Source organism: Streptomyces ortus (assembly GCF_026341275.1).
Lineage (GTDB): Bacteria > Actinomycetota > Actinomycetes > Streptomycetales > Streptomycetaceae > Streptomyces > Streptomyces ortus.
In genome coordinates, this window is the sequence record NZ_JAIFZO010000002.1 from 3,853,527 (window position 1) to 3,872,076 (window position 18,550).

At 71.3% G+C, this 18,550-nt stretch carries 14 protein-coding genes; 8 read left to right on the top strand and 6 right to left on the bottom strand.

Features of this window, described 5'->3' with window-relative positions; all coding sequences use genetic code 11:
- Positions 1–92: 92 nt before the first annotated feature.
- The 4 genes from K3769_RS20255 to K3769_RS20270 form a co-directional block, all read right to left on the bottom strand.
- Entirely contained in the window at positions 93–464 is a 372-nt protein-coding gene (locus K3769_RS20255) for a PRC-barrel domain containing protein (RefSeq protein WP_267027815.1), read from the bottom strand.
- A 359-nt stretch (positions 465–823) separates the two neighbouring features.
- On the bottom strand, positions 824–1,768 hold the full coding sequence (locus K3769_RS20260; RefSeq protein WP_267027816.1) for a sensor histidine kinase: 945 nt from the start codon (positions 1,766–1,768) through the stop codon (positions 824–826).
- A 192-nt stretch (positions 1,769–1,960) separates the two neighbouring features.
- Positions 1,961–2,239, bottom strand: a complete 279-nt coding sequence (locus K3769_RS20265) for a DUF5133 domain-containing protein (protein ID WP_267027817.1) — start codon at positions 2,237–2,239, stop codon at positions 1,961–1,963.
- Between the two features lie 95 nt (positions 2,240–2,334).
- Positions 2,335–3,198, bottom strand: coding sequence for a SigB/SigF/SigG family RNA polymerase sigma factor (locus K3769_RS20270; RefSeq protein ID WP_267031459.1), 864 nt, complete (start codon positions 3,196–3,198; stop codon positions 2,335–2,337).
- Between the two features lie 494 nt (positions 3,199–3,692).
- Here K3769_RS20270 and K3769_RS20275 point away from each other — a divergent pair, with 494 nt between their 5' ends.
- The 5 genes from K3769_RS20275 (at position 3,693) to K3769_RS20295 (ending at position 14,422) form a co-directional block, all read left to right on the top strand.
- Positions 3,693–4,571: a SigB/SigF/SigG family RNA polymerase sigma factor gene (locus tag K3769_RS20275; protein ID WP_267027818.1), complete on the top strand. Its 879-nt coding sequence runs from the start codon at positions 3,693–3,695 to the stop codon at positions 4,569–4,571.
- A gap of 466 nt (positions 4,572–5,037) precedes the next feature.
- Complete coding sequence (locus K3769_RS20280) at positions 5,038–9,315, top strand: HAMP domain-containing protein (protein ID WP_267027819.1); 4,278 nt, start codon at positions 5,038–5,040, stop codon at positions 9,313–9,315.
- A gap of 178 nt (positions 9,316–9,493) precedes the next feature.
- Positions 9,494–11,893: a SpoIIE family protein phosphatase gene (locus K3769_RS20285; protein ID WP_267031460.1), complete on the top strand. Its 2,400-nt coding sequence runs from the start codon at positions 9,494–9,496 to the stop codon at positions 11,891–11,893.
- 239 nt (positions 11,894–12,132) lie between these two features.
- Complete coding sequence (locus tag K3769_RS20290; protein ID WP_267027820.1) at positions 12,133–12,516, top strand: STAS domain-containing protein; 384 nt, start codon at positions 12,133–12,135, stop codon at positions 12,514–12,516.
- Between the two features lie 151 nt (positions 12,517–12,667).
- Complete coding sequence (locus K3769_RS20295; protein WP_267027821.1) at positions 12,668–14,422, top strand: PP2C family protein-serine/threonine phosphatase; 1,755 nt, start codon at positions 12,668–12,670, stop codon at positions 14,420–14,422.
- A 6-nt stretch (positions 14,423–14,428) separates the two neighbouring features.
- On the opposite strand, the gene K3769_RS20300 is transcribed toward K3769_RS20295, so the two are convergent.
- Positions 14,429–14,926: a MarR family winged helix-turn-helix transcriptional regulator gene (locus K3769_RS20300; RefSeq protein ID WP_372514991.1), complete on the bottom strand. Its 498-nt coding sequence runs from the start codon at positions 14,924–14,926 to the stop codon at positions 14,429–14,431.
- Between the two features lie 188 nt (positions 14,927–15,114).
- Positions 15,115–16,083: an alpha/beta hydrolase gene (locus K3769_RS20305; RefSeq protein ID WP_267027823.1), complete on the bottom strand. Its 969-nt coding sequence runs from the start codon at positions 16,081–16,083 to the stop codon at positions 15,115–15,117.
- A 251-nt stretch (positions 16,084–16,334) separates the two neighbouring features.
- Here K3769_RS20305 and K3769_RS20310 point away from each other — a divergent pair, with 251 nt between their 5' ends.
- From K3769_RS20310 to K3769_RS20320, 3 genes are all read left to right on the top strand, one after another.
- Positions 16,335–16,775 carry a MarR family winged helix-turn-helix transcriptional regulator gene (locus tag K3769_RS20310; protein WP_267031461.1) on the top strand — a complete coding sequence of 147 codons (441 nt, stop codon included), beginning with the start codon at positions 16,335–16,337 and terminating at the stop codon, positions 16,773–16,775.
- Between the two features lie 139 nt (positions 16,776–16,914).
- Positions 16,915–17,388, top strand: coding sequence for a carboxymuconolactone decarboxylase family protein (locus tag K3769_RS20315; protein WP_267027824.1), 474 nt, complete (start codon positions 16,915–16,917; stop codon positions 17,386–17,388).
- A 130-nt stretch (positions 17,389–17,518) separates the two neighbouring features.
- Positions 17,519–18,469 carry a TauD/TfdA dioxygenase family protein gene (locus K3769_RS20320; RefSeq protein ID WP_267027825.1) on the top strand — a complete coding sequence of 317 codons (951 nt, stop codon included), beginning with the start codon at positions 17,519–17,521 and terminating at the stop codon, positions 18,467–18,469.
- Positions 18,470–18,550: the final 81 nt, after the last annotated feature.

Here is an 18,550-nt window from a genome sequence, read left to right on the forward strand (position 1 = left end):
GATCGGCATCATCGCTGTCCCCACGTCCGCGCCCCTTCGGGATCCGCCTTCCCGCTGAATCCCCATCCATTGCAGCGGACGCGTCACCCGGCTCAGGTCGTGGTCGCCTGTCGCGGAGGCAGGCCGCGGTAGTAGTCGCCGACTCCGGAGAGATACTCCGGGTCCAGCGTCTCGCTGTCGGTCCTGAACCGGGGCGCGGCCTTGATCTCGTCCTCGGTGCACGCCACCTTGATCTCCCGGGCCTCCGGGTCGATGGAGGTGACCAGGCCCACCGGGATGAGCACGCTTCTGCCGAACACCCATCCCCCGGTGTCGACGATCAGGTGCCGCATCCCGGATTCGTCCACCTGCCGGTCCACATGCCCGACGGTCCCGTCGGCCGCGGTGACCGTGAACCCCGTGAGCAGCAGTCCCTCCGCAAATCCGCTGGCCGGCGCGTACAACCAGATTCTGTCGGTGGTCACGTCGCTGCTTCCTTCCCATGGTCGAGTCGCGAACGGAGCACCGCGGCCGGTGTGCGCCGCCCGCCGTCCTCCTGGGGCAGCCAATACCCTGCCGCCCGGACCGCATTCCCGGCGTTTTCCCGGCACCGGCCCGCGCCGCGCCCACGCGGGCCGCCCGGGAGAGCAGGCGTACCCCTGGGAAGCAGGGAACCAGAGGCCCTGGAGAGCGTCCAGGACGGCGGGAACTGACCTCGCCACGGCGGGCGCTCGTACCGAGGCCGACGCCGCGCGCTCGGCCCTCGGGGACGGGGCCTCGTAACGGGGACGGTCACAGGTGTGGGGCCCGGATCCACCGCGGATCCGGGCCCCACACCCGTGTCTCAGACGCGTGAGACGTACGTGCGGATCGTCGTGCCGGCGTCGTCGGTGTGCAGGCGCACCAGATCCGAGAGGCAGTGCACGAGCAGGAGGCCGCGACCGCCGATCTGGCCGGGGTCGGCGGGGCGGCGGCCCGCGAGGGGGTCGGCCAGCCGGCCGAAGTCCTGTACCTGGCAGACGATCTGCTCGTCCTCCGCCCACAGGCGCACCGTTCCCGTGCCACCGGCGTGCACCACGCTGTTGGTGGTCAACTCGGCGACGACCAGGGCCAGATCCTGCAGCCGGACCTCACTCGTGCCGCGCTTCCTCGCCTGGGCGAGTACGAAGTCACGGGCGGCCGGCAGCGCTTTCGCGTCGTAGTGGAAGGCCGCCGCGCCGGGCGGAGGGGCCAGGGGTTCGTTGCAGCGCGCGAGCACCTTGTCGGGGTCGTACGTCGTGCTGGACCACTCGCGTCCCCCGGTGATGAGGACCGGGTGTGTGGCGTGGGCGTCGGCGAGCACGTCCTCGGGCAGGGACCGGGCGTCGTACGGGCACAGGATGGTCACTTCCCGGCCGCTGAACGCCTCGTTGATGAGGGCCTCGTGCTGGACGCAGGCGGGATACGCCGGGGAGGTGCGGCCCGGCCGGACCGGCTCGCCGACGATACGGACGCGGACGCCGGTCCAGGCGTCCGCGAAGGCGCGCAGGACCGTGGGGATGATGCGGCCGGGGTTGCGTCCGGCCAGGGTGATGTCGACGAGGTGCACGGCCGCCGCCGCGGCGCCCAGTGCCGCCGTGATCAGTTCGAGCCGCGCGGCGGGAGCGGCCACCGCCACCGGCTCCGAGGCCGCCAGGCCTTCCCGTACGAAGGGGACCGTGCCCGCCAGGTACTCCTGGTCGTCACGGTAGAACAGCGCGGGGTGCGCGAAGGGCGACCCGGTGGCCGGCCCTACGGCTGTCGGCGTCACGTCGGCGCTCCTGTCGGCGCGGTGGGGCCCGGCGGCCACATCGACCACGAATCGTCCGTACCGTCCCTCAGGTCCACCGGTCTCACCCCGGGGCCCACCCTACGTCGCCGCACGGACGTTCCCTCGCCGGTGATGTGTTCCCCGCACGCACGCCGGGTCGGTCGCACCGCGTGCGACCGACCCGGGGACGCGTTACGCGACGGCCTCTCCCGCCTCATGGGACTCGGCCGGCCCTGGCCCGGGGGGCCGCAGGGGCGTCGGCGCCACGGGTCCCCGCGCGGCGGCGATATGGCTGCGTGCCTTCTTCAGCGCCAGGTTCACGTCCCTGGTGCCGGTCGACACGCAGAGGGTGTAGGCGAGGTCCTGTGCCCGCTGGTCCGCCTTCGCCGCGCCGCTCCCGTCCTGCCGCGCGACGAGTGCCTCGTACTCCCCCACGAGCTTGCGCAGGGTCGCGGGATGGGGCATCAGCATGCGGTTCGCTCCTTGATCACTTGAATCCGGTTCCCCGGTGGGTTCGGGAGTGCCCTGCGGGGCGGTGGGTGTGGCGTCGGGACCTCGGTGCCGCGTCACGCGGCTCCCGTCCTGCCGTCGGCGCCGCCGCGGCCGGGGCGGGCCTGGGCACCCAGCGCCTCGTCCCGCACCTTGGCGCAGCTGCGGGTGATGAGCCGGGAGACGTGCATCTGGGAGATGCCGAGCTGGTCGGCTATGCGGTTCTGCGTCATGTCCTCGAAGAAGCGCATGTACAGGATGTTCCGCTCGCGTTCCGGCAGTCGGCGAAGTCCCTCCTTCGCCGCTTCGCGGTCGACGACCATGTCGTAGGCGGGGTCCTGATCGCCCAGGGTGTCCGCGAGGCTGTAGTTGTCGTCGGCGGACGACAGTTCGGCGTCCAGGGACAGGGTGCTGAAACTCTCCATCGCCTCCATCCCCGCGCTCACCTCGTCCTCCGTGAGCCCGGCGTGCGCCGCGATCTCGGCTGCCGTCGGCTCGGGGGCACCGGGGTTCATCGTGAGGTCGCGCCGGGCGATCCGTACCTTGTTGCGCAGCTCCTGGACCCGGCGGGGCACCCTCAGCGCCCACATGCGGTCCCGGAAGTGCCGCTTGACCTCACCGGTGATGGTGGGTACCGCGTAGCTCTCGAAGGCCCCGCGGGAGGGGTCGAACCGGTCGATCGCCTTCACCAGGCCGACGGCCGCGACCTGGCGCAGATCCTCGATGTTCTCGCCCCGGTCACGGAAGCGACCGGCGATGCGATGGGCCATGGGCAGCCAGGCCTTCGTCAACTCGTCACGCACCGCGTCCCGCTCGGGACCCTCCTCAAGGGCGGCCAGCCGGGCGAAGTCGGTCGCCGAGTCAGGGGCGTCGTCGTGCGGGTGCCTCGCCGATGCGGACCGGGCCGAGGGACCCGACGCGGTTGTCGTCGCGGTGGACATGGACCGCGCCTCGGCAGGTACGGACGCCTCCGGGCTGTTTATCGACAAGTCGATGCTCATGCGGATTCGCTCCTGAACAAGTGGCGTGTGAGGGACTGCCGCAGGGACGATGACTTCCGGGGGTGCCGGAGGTTCACCGCAGCCGGCTGAGCCGTTCCTGCGGGCGTGCCTCCGGTCCGAAGCACGAGTTCCGCTTGCCCCTGCTTCGGCGGAGGAAACACACCGGCTCAAAATCGACGGCACGTCAGGGTGCCGTCGAGGCGCCCTCGGGACGCCGTCCCTCGCCCGCGTCACCGGCGCACGGCCCACCCGGGCGTACGGTCGGCGGCCGGCTCGTGCGAGGGTTCTCGGGCGGGCGCCGGCCTCGTCGGAGAGTCGACTTCTGGCCAGATCCCCGGTGGTCCTGATCTCTTTTGAAATTGGGTGGCATGCCCCGCGTCATGCGGGGCACACGGCGTGTGTCATCAACAGCGACGGTGAGTGGGGTGGGCGGCATGGCAGCCGTGACGGCAGACGTGGCGACGGCCACGGCACAGGGGAGCCGGACGACGGACGAGACGGAACTCCCTCTCATCGAGGACCCGTCGCGCGTCAGGCCGAAGGACGCCCGCGAGCTGTCGCGGCAGTTCTTCGACCGGCTCGCCGTGCTGGAGGAAGGCACCCACGAATACCAGTACGCCCGCAACACCCTGATCGAGATGAACCTCTCCCTCGTCCGGTACGCGGCCTCCCGCTTCCGCGGCCGGGGCGACTCGATGGAGGACATCGTCCAGGTCGGCACCATCGGGCTGATCAAGGCCATCGACCGGTTCGAGCTGACGCGCGAGGTGGAGTTCACCTCCTTCGCCGTTCCGTACATCGTCGGCGAGATCAAGCGCTTCTTCCGTGACACGAGCTGGGCCGTCCATGTGCCGCGGCGTCTTCAGGAGGCCCGGGTCGAGCTGGCGAAGGCCACGGAGGAACTGCGGACCCGACTGGGCCGCGCTCCCACGACCGCCGAGCTGTCGAACCTGATGTCGCTGCCCGAGGCGGAGGTCATCGAGGCCCGCAAGGCGGCGAACTGCTACAACTCCTCCTCGCTCGACGCGGCTCTGACCTCCGAGAACGGCTCGCACGGCGAGTCCGTTCTGGCCGACTTCATCGGCGAGGACGACCGGTCGCTCGAACTGGTGGAGGACCTGCACTCGCTGGCGCCGCTGGTCGCCGAGCTCGACGAGCGTGAGCGCCGCATCATCCACCTGCGGTTCGTCGAGGAGCGCACCCAGGCCGAGATCGGTGAGCTGCTCGGTATCTCCCAGATGCACGTGTCGCGTCTGATCAGCCGCATCATCAAGCGGCTCCGCGCCGGCCTGCTCGACCCCTCGGTGGCCTGACACCCCAAGCCCCCCCCTGACCGGCATCCCCCCGCCGGTGACCCAGCCCGCCGCCGCGGTCCTCATGAGCCCCCCCCCCCCGCTCACCGGACCGCGACGGCGGGCTCGGTCGTGTGTGGCCCACCGTTCGTGCGAGGGCCTGTCGGGCGGGTCGGGGGGGCCGTTCGCGGTCGTCGGCCCCCCTCGGATCAGGTCCCCGTGTCACCTCTGACACCGTCCGGCTCACGCCTCCCGCCGACCCCTCCCGCCCCGGTTTGTCACCTGCTCGGCCCTGCCTTGTCCCCGGCTTGGCGATTTTGGCACCACACTTTGTTCACAACCTCACTTACGGGTTAGCCTGCGGCGTATTTCCTCGCCGGACGGCCCCGTGCAACAGGCTGTCCGACGAGGATGTGGTCCGGCAGTGGGCCTGTTGTTCCGAGTCCCTCTCGCACAGGGACCTCAGAGGCATGGAACGAGGGTGCGCATGACCAGCCAGACGACCGACACCGTCGACCGCACGCCGGGCGACCAGGAGCTGCGGCAGCTGCTGGCCGGCCTCACGGCCGTGCGGGACGGCGACTTCGGTACCCGTCTGCCGGACGACGGGGAGGGCCTGCTCGGCGACATCGCCACCGTCTTCAACGGCATGGTCGACCAGTTGTCCGTGTTCACCTCCGAAGTCACCCGCGTCGCGCGCGAGGTCGGCACCGAAGGCACCCTCGGCGGCCAGGCGGAGGTGCCGGGCGTCTCCGGGACCTGGGCCGATCTGACCGACTCGGTCAACGCCATGTCGGGCAATCTCACGACCCAGGTGCGTGACATCGCCCAGGTGGCGACCGCGGTGGCCAAGGGCGACCTCTCGCAGAAGATCGACGTGCCGGCGCGCGGCGAGATCCTTCAGCTCAAGGAGACCGTCAACACGATGGTCGACCAGCTCTCCGCGTTCGCCGACGAGGTCACCCGCGTGGCCCGCGAGGTCGGCAGCGAGGGACGCCTCGGCGGCCAGGCCCAGGTGCCCGGCGTCGGCGGTGTCTGGCGTGATCTCACCGACTCGGTCAACCTGATGGCGGGCAACCTCACCGCGCAGGTCCGCAACGTCGCCCAGGTGACGACGGCGGTGGCCAGGGGCGACCTCTCCCAGAAGATCACCGTCGACGCACGCGGCGAGATCCTCGAACTCAAGAACACCATCAACATCATGGTCGACCAGCTCTCCGCCTTCGCCGACGAGGTCACCCGCGTCGCCCGCGAGGTCGGCACCGAGGGACGCCTCGGCGGCCAGGCCGACGTCAAGGGCGTCAAGGGCACCTGGCGCGACCTCACCGACTCGGTGAACTTCATGGCGGGCAACCTCACCGCGCAGGTCCGCAACGTCGCCCAGGTGGCGACCGCCGTGGCCAGGGGCGACCTCTCCCAGAAGATCACCGTCGACGCACGCGGCGAGATCCTCGCCCTGAAGGAGACCCTCAACACGATGGTGGACCAGTTGTCCGCCTTCGCCGACGAGGTGACCCGGGTCGCGCGCGAGGTCGGCACCGCGGGCAACCTGGGCGGGCAGGCCACCGTCCGCGGGGTCTCGGGCACCTGGAAGGACCTCACCGACAACGTCAACGTGATGGCGTCGAACCTGACGGGCCAGGTCCGCTCGATCGCCCAGGTCGCCACGGCCGTGGCCCGCGGCGACCTCAGCCAGAAGATCACCGTCGAGGCCAAGGGCGAGGTCGCCGCCCTGGCGGACGTCATCAACACCATGGTCGACACCCTGTCCGCGTTCGCCGACGAGGTCACCCGCGTGGCCCGCGAGGTCGGCACCGAGGGACGCCTCGGCGGCCAGGCCCAGGTGCCGAACGTGGCGGGCACGTGGAAGGACCTCACCGACAACGTCAACTCGATGGCCAACAACCTCACCGGCCAGGTGCGCAACATCGCCCTGGTGACGACGGCGGTGGCCAAGGGCGACCTGTCCAAGAAGATCGACGTCGACGCGCGCGGCGAGATCCTCGAACTCAAGACCACCATCAACACGATGGTCGACCAGCTCTCCGCCTTCGCCGCGGAGGTCACCCGCGTGGCCCGCGAGGTCGGCAGCGAGGGACGCCTCGGCGGCCAGGCCGAGGTGGAGGGCGTCTCCGGCACCTGGAAGCGGCTGACGGAGAACGTCAACGAACTCGCGGGCAACCTGACCCGGCAGGTGCGCGCGATCGCCGAGGTCACCAGCGCCGTCGCCGAGGGCGACCTGACCCGCTCCATCACCGTCGAGGCCTCGGGCGAGGTCGCCGAGCTCAAGGACAACATCAACTCCATGGTGGAGTCCCTGCGCGAGACCACGCGGGCCAACCAGGAGCAGGACTGGCTCAAGACCAACCTGGCGCGGGCCTCGGGCCTCATGCAGGGCCACCGCGACCTGTCCGTGGTGGCCGAGCTCATCATGGACGAGCTCGCCCCCCTCGTCTCCGCCCAGTACGGGGCCTTCTACCTCGCGGAGGAGACCGGCCGCGGCAGCGAACTGCGGCTCGTGGGCTCGTACGGATACCCCGACGAGGACGACCGGCCCGACCGCATCCCCTTCGGCCGCTCCCTGGTCGGCCAGGCCGCCCGCAGCAAGCGCGCCATCACCGTCGACGAGCTGCCGCCGAACTACGTGTCCATCTCCTCGGGGCTCGGCCGGACGGTGCCGACGGCCCTGGTGGTGCTGCCCATCATGGTCGAGGACCAGGTGCTGGGAGTCATCGAGCTGGCCTCGGTCACCCGCTTCACCCAGATCCACCTGGACTTCCTGGGGCAGCTGATGGAGACCATCGGCGTCAACGTCAACACCATCGTGGCCAACGCCCGTACCGATGAACTGCTCGACGAGTCGCAGCGGCTGACCGCCGAACTGCAGGCCCGCTCCGAGGAGTTGCAGGTCCAGCAGGACGAGCTGCAGCGCTCGAACGAGGAGCTGGAGGACAAGGCCTCCCTGCTGGCCGCCCAGAACAGCGACATCGAGGCGAAGAACCTTCAGATCGAGCAGGCGCGCCAGGAGCTGGAGACCCGGGCCCAGCAGCTGTCGCTGGCCTCCAAGTACAAGTCGGAGTTCCTGGCGAACATGAGCCACGAGCTGCGTACCCCTCTGAACAGCCTGCTGATCCTCGCCCAGCTCCTCGCGCAGAACCCGTCCCGCAACCTCACCCCGAAGCAGGTCGAGTACGCGGGCATCATCCACTCCGCGGGCTCCGACCTGCTCCAGCTGATCAACGACATCCTCGACCTGTCGAAGGTCGAGGCCGGGAAGATGGACGTCAGCCCCGAGGTCGTGCCACTGCGCCAGCTCCTGGAGTACGTCGAGGCGACCTTCCGGCCGATGACGACCCAGAAGAGCCTCGACTTCACCGTGCGTACCGCGCCGGGCGCACCCGCCGACCTGCTCACCGACGACTCCCGGCTGCGCCAGGTGCTGCGCAACCTGCTGTCGAACGCGGTCAAGTTCACCGAGCAGGGCGGTGTGGAACTGCGGATCGAGCCGGCGGCCGACCACGAGGTGCCCGGCGGGGTGTTCCGCGGCGGCACCATCGTCGCCTTCCGGGTGCAGGACACCGGGATCGGCATTCCCGAGCAGCATCTGGAGACGATCTTCGGCGCCTTCCAGCAGGCGGACGGCACCACGAGCCGCAAATACGGCGGCACCGGCCTCGGTCTGTCCATCACCCGCGAGATCGCCCATCTGCTCGGCGGCGCCGTCACGGTCGACAGCACGCCGGGCCGGGGCAGCACGTTCACGCTGTTCCTGCCCGTGGCGCGCCCCGACTTCGAGAACCTGGTGATCGGCGACCGCGTGCTGGAGCCCGCGCCGGACGCCCCGTCCTCGCAGGAGCCCGCGGCGAACGTTCCGGTACCGGTTACGGCCGGCCCCGCCAAACGCCGGCGGCGCCGGCTGCTGGTCGTCGAGGAGCGGCAGCGCGGACTGCTGACCCTGGTCGCGGAGAGCGCGGTCTCGGACGTCACCCGCGGCCAGGACGCCGGTGACCCACGCGGCACGGTCGACGTCATCACCACGTCAGGGGCGCACGAGGCGGCGAGCGCGCTGGCCGCGGGTCCGTGCCACTGCGTCGTGCTCGAACTCGGCATGCCCGGCGGCGAGGCGCCCCGCTTCCTGGACGCGATGCAGGGCGACTCCGCGCTTGCGAACGTTCCGGTGCTCGTGCACAGCGGCCACCGCGCGGATCTGGCGCAGGAACAGGAACTGCAGGCCCGCTCCGGCACCCGCGCCCTGGAGTTCCTGTCCAGCCTCGACGAACTGCGGGAGCGCATCGCCCTGCATCTGTCGGCCGAGGAACTGGGGGACGTGCCGTCCCTGGCCCGCGTGGAGGAGCCGCAGGCCAGTTCACCCCGGGCCGTCGAGGACGCCTTCCTCGGGCGTACGGTCCTGGTCGTCGACGACGACGCGCGCAACCTCTTCGCGCTGAGCGGGATCCTGGAACTCCAGGGCTTCCACGTCCTGCACGCGGACAACGGCCGCAAGGGCATCGAGACGCTGGTCAACCACCCCGACATCGCCCTCGTCCTGATGGACGTGATGATGCCGGAGATGGACGGCTACACCGCCACGGCCGAGATCCGCAAGATGCCCCAGTACGCGGGTCTGCCCATCATCGCCGTCACGGCGAAGGCGATGCCCGGCGACCGGGAGAAGTCGCTGGCCTCCGGGGCCAGTGACTACGTCACCAAGCCGGTCGACACCGAGGACCTCATCGCCTGCGTCCGCCGCTGGCTGCCTGCGTGAGCGACCGCGCCCGGCCGTGCGCGAGCACCGGCCGGGCGCAGGTCCCCGCGAACCGCCCCCATGGGCATTCCCGCCGAGGAGCAAGGGCATCGTGAGCCTTCCAGAAGAACACCCTGATCCGGCCGACGAGATCACCGGCGACGCCGCCGCGCACGCAGACGCAGGCACGGACGTGGACGTGGTCGCGGCCACCGACTCATCGCTCGACAAGCAGAAGGCCTTCGCCACCGGCTACCCCGTGGGCAGGCTGGCCGCGACGGTGGAGCGGCTGCGCCATGAGGTGCGGTCGGCCCAGGCCGAGGCCGACGGGCGCGCCCTGATCGAGCTCGCCAAGGGCATCCTGGTGGAGCGGCTGGGATGCGGCCCGGCCCAGGCCGCACGGCAACTCGCCGAGCTGGCCGACCAGGCCAAGGTGACACCGCTCGAACTCGCCGTCGACGTCATCAACCAGTCCGCCCGCGACCGCCTCTCGGATGTGACCGGCGCCTTCCTGGCCGGCGCCCAGGACAACGAGAGCCCCTCGGCCCCGCGCGCGGAGAGCGAACGCTCGGCCGCGGTCCGGCTGCGCGAGGCGGAGAGCGGCGCGCTGGCGGCTCCCGACACCCAGGCCGTCGCCGACTCCCTCCTCCAGCACGCGCTGACCCCGCTCGGCGCGGTCGCCGTGGCCATCTGGACCGCGGGGAGCGACGGTTCGCTCACGCTCGCGGGCAGCGCCGGGTTCTCCCCCGCGGAGGCCGGGCGCTGGCGCTATGTGCCCCCCGGCGTGGTGACGGCGGCCCGTACGAGTCTCACCCAGCGCAGGGGGCAGTGGATCGGCTCCCTCGCCAAGACCGGTCTGCCCTCCATCGGCCAGCACCACTTCCCCGAGGGAGGACGGGCCGCCCTGCCCGCCGGCACCGGCGGGCGTGTCCACGGAGTCCTCGAAGTCGTCTGGCCCACTCCCCTGGAACCGCAGTCGCCCCAGGTGATCCGCCAGGTCGAGGCGCTGGCGGAACTGTGCGCCCACACCCTGGAGACGTACGCGTTCGTGCACGACGGCGACACCGTCAGTGAGCCCCGTGTCCTGCCGGACGCGGCCGAACTGGTGGACCTGGCCGACGGGCTGCAGGATCCCGCGCTGGTCCTCGTCCCCTACCTCGACGACGGGCATCTCGTCGACTTCCACATCCATCACGTGAACAGCCGCTTCCTGGATCCGGCCGGCCGGCCGCGCGGCCTCGTCAACGGCGCCCTGCTGCTCGAGGCCTACCCGATGGCCGCCGGGGAGAGCGAACTCTTCCAGCGGGTCGAGCGCGTCTACGCCACCGGGGAGCCGTTCCGCGCGCAGCGCATGAACCTCACGGCCCTGGTCGACCAGGTGGCACTGGCGTCCGTGGCCGACATCAGCATCAGCCGGCACGGCAACAGCGTGCTGCTGATCTGGCGCGTCGAGGACGAGACGGCACGGCTGGCGAGCCTGCTCCAGCACGCGCAGCGCCTGGGCCGCATCGGCGGCTTCGAGGAGAACCTGCTCACCGGCGAGATCACCTGGAACGGCCAGCTCTTCAGCCTGTACGGCAGATCGCCCGCCAGCGGTCCCGTGCCGCTGGAGGAGCTGGCCCTGCACGCCCACCCGGACGACGCCGTCGCCATCGGCCGATTCCTGCGCACCCTGCTCCACCACCGGCGGCCGGCGGCCGCCGCCTTCCGGCTGCAGCGTCCCGACGAGGTGACCCGTCACATCCGCGTGGTGGCGGAACCGGTGCTCGACGCCGACGGCCGGCCGTTCGTGCTGCGCGGGGCCTATCAGGACATCTCGGCCCAGCACTGGACGGAGGTCGCGCTGGCCGCCACGCGTGACCAGCTCGCGCACACCGAGCAGCAGGCGACCGAACGCAACCGGCTGACGCTTCAGTTGCAGCACGCCATCATGCCCCCGACCCAGGCGCCGCTGCGGGCCCCCCGGCTCGACGTGGCCGTCCGCTACCGGCCCGCCGAGACCGAGCAACTCGTCGGCGGCGACTGGTACGACGCGGTCGTGCTGCCGTCCGGTCTGGTGCTCCTGTGCGTGGGGGACGTGGCCGGGCACGGCATAGAGGCCGCGACGAGCATGGTGGTCCTGCGGAACGCCCTGCGCGGGCTCGCGGTGACCGGGGCGGGCCCCGGCCAGCTGCTGACCTGGCTCAACAGCGTGGCGCACCATCTCACGGGCTCCATCACGGCCACCGCGGTCTGCGGCATCTACGACCCGGACAGCCGTACGCTGCGCTGGGCCAGGGCGGGTCATCTGCCACCCGTACTGGTGCGGGACGGGGAGGCGGTGTCCCTGCCCCTCCTCAAGGGCCTGCTGCTGGGCGCGGTGCCCGAGGTGGCGTACGGCGAGGACGAGGTGCAACTGGCGGTCGACGACACGCTGCTGATGTACACGGACGGCCTGATCGAGCGGCGGGACCGCACGATGGAGGAGTCCATGACCCAGTTGCTCACCACGGTCCGGGCGGCGCCCTGCACGCTCGACCAGCAGCTCGACAGGCTCCTCACGTACAGCAGGTCGGACACCGACGACGACACCTGCATCGTGGGCATCCGCGTGTCGTAGACCGGCGCGCGGCTTCCGCGATCATGGGCGAGAAAGCCCGCATGCGGAGGGGAAGCGGGGGTAGACGGGCGGGCATGTGCGACGAGACACACAGACCCGCTGGTGAGGCCGCAGCCTGCGCGTGCCGCGAAGAAACGCCGACGAGAGCTTGATCACGTCGCGCGTGCCGTCAGCGACGGCATCGAATGCGCGTACGGGGGTAGGCGCCCCGGACCGTCATGACTTTGTGGGAGGTACTTGTGTCCATAGCCCAGAACCCGTTGTCCGTAGAGGTCTCGCTGCCTCGCGAGGACGTCGTCCTGCTCACGGTCGAGGGACATCTGGACATCGACACCGCGACGGGACTCCAGCACCATCTGGCGAACCAGTTCCAGCACGGTCGTCGTCACTTCCTGCTGGACCTCGCGGCCGTCCCCTTCATGGACTCGTCCGGTATGAACATCATCATCAGGGCGTACCAGCAGACGCGGGAGCTCGATGGGAGCGTGCACATCATCTCGCCGACGCCGCCCGTGCGACGGATCCTCGACCTCACCGGTGTGAGCATCACCGTGCCCGTGTCCGACAGCGTCGAGGACTCGCTGGCCCTCGTGGACAAGCAGCGGTCCGACGACTCCGCCTGAGCCCCGCCCCGCCCTCGGGGGACGGCGGAGCGCAGTCAGGTACAACAGTTGTTGTTCGACAACAGTTGTTGTTCAGCAACATTTCCGCTCGGCCCACAGGGGACGCCATCACCGTCGCCGCACCGGCCCCCACCCCGTCGGACCGCACACCATGATTCGTACCTGGCACATCTCCACCGTCCCCGACGCCGCGCGGGCCCGTGTCGACACGGCACGCCTGGCCGCCGCGCTCGGGGTCTCCGACATGGAACGGACCCGGCTGACGACCTCGCTCGGCGCACAGCTGCGCACGTGCCTCACGCAGGGCGGCGCCTGGCGGCTGGAGCTGGAGACGGCCGGGGAGCCGCCCGAGGGTGTCCTGCTGCGGGCCCGCGTGACCTCGGGTGACGAGGTGGACGCCGCGGAACGGCCGACGTGGCAGCTGACGGTCGCCTGCGCCGAGGACGCGCCCACGACGGACGCCGGCGGCCCAGCGGACGACCACGAGACGCTGGCCGAGGCGCTGCTGGTCGCCGACGAGGACACGGCCCGGGTGGTGGACAGACTCGGCGAGCAGGAGGATCTGGTCACCTTCCACCGGGAGGAGCTGGAACAGACCAATCTGGGCGTACTGGCTCTGCACGCCGAGCTGGACGCGGCCGGCCGGGCCCAGCGCGACCTGCTGGCCGCGGAGCGGAAGGCCCGCGGCGAGGCGGAGACCGCCCGCCGCAGGCTGACGTTCCTGGCCGACGCCAGCGCGGTGCTGACGGCATCGCTCAACCACGACGAGGTCGTCCGCCGGCTGCAGGGCCTGCTGGTTCCGGAGTACGCGGCGAGTGTCGACGTATGGCTCTTCGACGGTGACGAGGACCGGGTGAACGCGCCGCGTCCGGCCGCCGCCGTGGTCGCGGCCCGCACCGGGCGCCCCCAGTACGCGGCCGACCACCCGGGCGACCTGCCCGGTGTCGACGACCATCCCTTCTCGACGCTGCGCCCCGCGACTCCCCTGCTGTGCATTCCGCTGGGGACCCGGCGGACCCCGCAGGGTGTGCTGACCCTCGCGCCGCCGGGCGCGCGGTGGGACGCCGACGACGTGGTCATGCTGATCGAACTCACCCGCCGGGCGGGCGTGGCGATCGACAACGCCCGGCGCTTCGAGCACAACCGCGACATCGCCGAGACGCTGCAGCGGGCCCTGCTCACGGACCTGCCCGCCACTCCGGGGCTGCAGCTGGCCGCGCGCTATCTGCCGGCCACGCACGGTCTGAACATCGGCGGCGACTGGTACGACGCCTTCCGCCAGCCCGACGGCAGCCTGATCACCGTCATAGGCGACGTGACCGGGCACGGACTGCACGCCGCCGTCATGATGAGCCAGCTGCGCACCGCGCTGCGCGCGTACGCCGTCGACGGCGGCACCCCCGGCCAGCTCCTGACCCGGCTGCACATCTTCCTGCACCACCTGCAGCCCGATCTGTACGCCACCGCCGTCATCGCCCGCTTCCATCCCGACGAACCGACGCTGACCTGGGCCGCGGCGGGTCATCCGCCGCCCGTGCTGCGCACCCCCGACGGCCAGGTGCACACGCTCGACGCGAAGCCCGGCGCGATGCTCGGCATTCCGCTGCAGCAGGTGATCCGGGACCACACCGTGACCCTCACGCCCGGTTCGACCCTGGCGCTCTACACGGACGGTCTGGTGGAACGCCGGGCCCAGGGCATAGACCCGGGCATCGGGCGGCTCGCCGCGGCGCTCGGGACGTTCCGTTCCGAGGACCTCGACGCCGACCTGGACGCCTCGGCCGACAGGCTGCTGCATCCGCTGCTGAGCGATTCCGAGCGGGACGACGACGTGTGTCTGCTGCTGTGCCATCTGCACAGCCGGGCGGCCGAGCTGGTGAGGACCCCCACCGAGCTGGCCTTCTGAGCCGTCTCAGCCGAGCCGCGGCGGCTGCGGGCGTACGCGGGCGTGGGCCCGGTGGAAGGCGTGCAGCCCTTGTTTCAGGGAGGCCCGCTCCCCCGGTGTCATCGCCGCCAGCACACCGGTCAGCCCCTGGGAGCGGTGCTCGGTGACGTCGGCCAGCAGCCGCCGCCCCTGGGAGGTGATGACGAGCTGCACCTCGCGGCGGTTGTGCGGCTGGACCGTCCGCTGCAGCAGCCCGGCGGCTTCGAGACGGCCGCACAGCCGGCTGGCGGTGGGCAGGCCGATGCCCAGGTGCTCGGCCAGGGCGGTGAGATTGAGTTCGGGCGGCCTTCGGACGGTCCGCAGCGCGAGCAGTTGCCGGGTGGGCAGCCGGGGCGGGGCGGCCGAGGCCGCCGCCCACCACAGCGACACCACGCTCTCCACCGCGTCGAGGACCTGATCGGTGAGCGTGTCCGGCGGGTGGCCGGCGCGCTGCGGGCGATCGGGCACGTCAGTGGTCACACGCATGTCTCTTTCGGTTCTCGCGGTTCGGCTCCGGATCCGGCCAGGCCAGTGGCCTCGTACGTCGGCCCTACCCGAACAAACGGCCCGTACACAGCCCGTTTCTCCCCCGTAACCGCGAACGGCCCGGCCCTTCCCTCCCGCGGGTGTGGTGCGGGAGGGGAGGGCCGGGCCGTTCGCGGGGACCGGGACGGTCAGCCGGCGGTCAGCGCGCCCTTCAGGACGGTGATCGCCTGGCTGATGGCGGCCTCGGCGGCGTGGGTCTCGCGCAGGGCGTTGAGCATCACGAAGTCGTGGATGATGCCCTGGTAGCGGACGGCGGTGACCGGGACGCCGGCCTCGCGCAGCTTGTCGGCGTAGGCCTCGCCCTCGTCGCGCAGGACGTCGGCCTCACCGGTGATGACGAGGGCGGGCGGCAGTCCGGTGAGCTGCTCGGTGGTGGCGCGCAGCGGGGACGCGGTGATCTCGGCGCGCTGCTTCTCGTCGGTCGTGTACTGGTCCCAGAACCACTGCATGCCGTCGCGGCGCAGGAAGTAGCCCTCGGCGAACCGGTGGTAGGAGCCGGTGTCGAAGGAGGCGTCGGTGACCGGGTAGAACAGCACCTGCTGGACGAGCGCGACGTCGCCGCGCTCCTTGGCCATGAGTGTCAGGGCCGCGGCCATGTTGCCGCCGACGGAGTCGCCCACCACCGCGGTGCGGGAGGCGTCGAGTCCGTGGTCGGCGCCGGTGGTGGCGATCCACTGGGCGACGGTGTAGTTCTGCTCGATGGCGACGGGGTAGCGCGCCTCGGGCGAGAGGTCGTACTCGGGGAAGACGACCGCTGCGCCCGCGCCGACGGCGAGTTCGCGCACCAGGCGGTCGTGGGTGTGGGCGTTGCCGAAGACCCAGCCGGCGCCGTGGATGTAGATGATCACGGGAAGGGCGCCGGTGGCTCCCGCGGGGCGGACGATCCGGGTGCGGACCTCGCCGGTGGGGCCGCCGGGGACGGTGATCCACTCCTCGTCGACGGCCGGCTTGGCGATCTCGCCCGACTGGACCTCGTCGACGGTCTTGCGGCCTTCGGCCGGGCCGAGGTCGAACAGGTAGGGCGGGTTGGCGGTGGCCTCGGCGAAGGCCGCGGCGGCGGGCTCCAGGACGGGGCGGACACCCTGCGTGTCGGTCATGACGGTCTCCTCGGATCCGGTGCCGTGGGCACGCTCCTCGCGGGCTTCGCCGGGAGCGGCGGCACTGCCAGGACAGTAGCTCACGATTAAGTCGTGCACAACTTATTTGGGCGCGATAGGATCGGGGGGACTCGATGGCGGACTCGGCGATAGGGTAGGGACCACCGAGGTGGATCGAGGGAGATCCCCGAGTACGGAGGTACGCCGTGAGCACCGCCGGAGCCGACGAATCGGCACAGGGGGACGCACCCGTGTCACCCCGGGAGGGCTCTCTCCTGCTGGAGGACCAGCTCTGCTTCGCCCTTTACGCGGCCTCCCGGGCGGTGACCGCCCGCTACCGCCCCCTGCTGGACGAGCTGGGACTGACCTATCCGCAGTACCTGGTGATGCTCGCGCTGTGGGAGCGGGACTCGATCTCCGTCCGCGACCTGGGCACAACGCTGCAACTGGAGTCCAGCACCCTGTCACCGCTCCTCAAGCGCCTGGAGGCGAACGGGCTGCTGCGGCGCGAACGCCGGGCGGAGGACGAGCGTTCCGTCGCCCTGCACCTCACCGAGGCCGGGACACGCCTGCGGGACCGGGCCGACTCCGTCCCCCTCGCCATGGGCGACGCCATGGCCCTGACCCCCGAACAGGACGCCACGGCCAAGCACTTGCTCCGCCTGCTCACCACGAACGTCAGCCTCCCGTAGGGCGAGTCACCCCCTGAGACCGGCGTGGCACGAGGGCCCGGGAGACACAGGTCACATTCCCTCCATGTCACAGTGCGCGCTCTGCTGCCCGTCAGGTATGTGCAACTCCCGGCACCGACACACGACAGAGGAGCACATCATGGAAGCCCGTCTGAACCTCATGGGCAGCCCGACCGCCGCCACGTTCGTCAAGCACCTTTCCTCGGCGGGCAAGGTCGTCTCCGACTCGGGGCTGCCGGCCTCGACGCAGGAGCTGGTGAAGATCCGCGCCAGCCAGATCAACGGCTGCGGTTTCTGCACCGACATGCACACCAAGGAGGCCACCGCGGCCGGCGAGACCCCGGCCCGGCTCAACCTCGTCGCCGCCTGGCGCGAGGCCACCGTCTTCACCGAGGCCGAGCGTGCCGCGCTGGAACTGGCGGAGCAGGGCACCCGTATCGCCGACGCGGCCGGCGGGGTCACGGACGAGGCCTGGGAGAACGCCGCCAAGCACTACGACGAGGCGCAACTGGCCGGTCTGGTGTTCCTGATCTCCCTCATCAACGCCTTCAACCGGGCCAACGTCCTCGTGCGGCAGCCCGCCGGGGACTACCGCGTCGGCCAGTTCGGCTAGCCGGCGGGCAGGGGCCCCGGAGGCGCACTGTCGCCCCAGAGGCGGACGGGGCATGCTGACCCCGGCGGGGCGTCGCACATGATCAGGACGCCCGCACGATCAGTTGGCCCGCACGATCAACGGAGCGCGGATGACGACCGACAGGGGTACGCGGATCGACGTCCGGCCGGTCGCCGGCCACATCGGCGCCGAGATGGCGGGCGTCGATCTGGCGGGCGACCTGGACGACGCGGTCGTCGCCGGGATCCGGGCGGCGCTGCTGCGCTGGAAGGTGGTGTTCTTCCGGGGGCAGCGCCTGGACCACGCCTCGCACGTCGCGTTGGCCCGCCGGTTCGGCGAGCCGGTCCGGCTGCGCCGGCGCGGCAGCGCGTCACCCGCCGGCGTCCCGGAGATCGAGACGACGGCCGACCGGCTGGAACTCGGCGGGCGCTACGGCATGGAGCACGACGAGTGGCTGCGCAGGCGCCGCCACTCGCTGCTGCGCGGCTGGCACTGCGACCACGGCGCCCGTGTCGATCCGCCGGCGGCGACGATCCTGCGCGCCGAGACCGTGCCCCCGTACGGCGGCGACACCACCTGGTCGAACCTGGCCGCCGCCTACGCCGGTCTTTCGGCGCCGCTGCGGGACTTCGTCGACGGGCTGCGTGCCGAGCACCGCCTCGGGGTCGGTTACCAGGCACGGCCCGGCGAGGACGCGTACGCACGCCATCTGCTGGACCGGCAGATCGCCACCGAGCATCCGCTGGTGCGGGTGCATCCCGAGACGGGCGAGCGGCTGCTCTTCGTCAACGGCTACTACGTCGAGCAGATCCTCGGCCTCTCCCGGGCGGAGGGCACGCCCCTGCTGGAGATGCTCCTGGGACAGGCCACGCGGCCCGAGTACACCGTGCGGTTCCGCTGGGAGCCGGGAAGCGTGGCCTTCTGGGACAACCGGGCCACCATCCACCTGGCTCCGGGTGACACCACGCAGGTCGACCATCCCCGGGTGATGCATCGGGTGATGCTCGCGGGCGACGTTCCCCTCGGGGTCGACGGCAAGCCCTCGGAGCCGGTCGTGGGGAGCGAACCGGGCATCTGGTGAGGACCCCTCGGGGCGGTCGCCCGGGTGTCGTGCTTGCGACATGTCCCACCTGTGCCACCGGAATCGAGTGACATGACATTC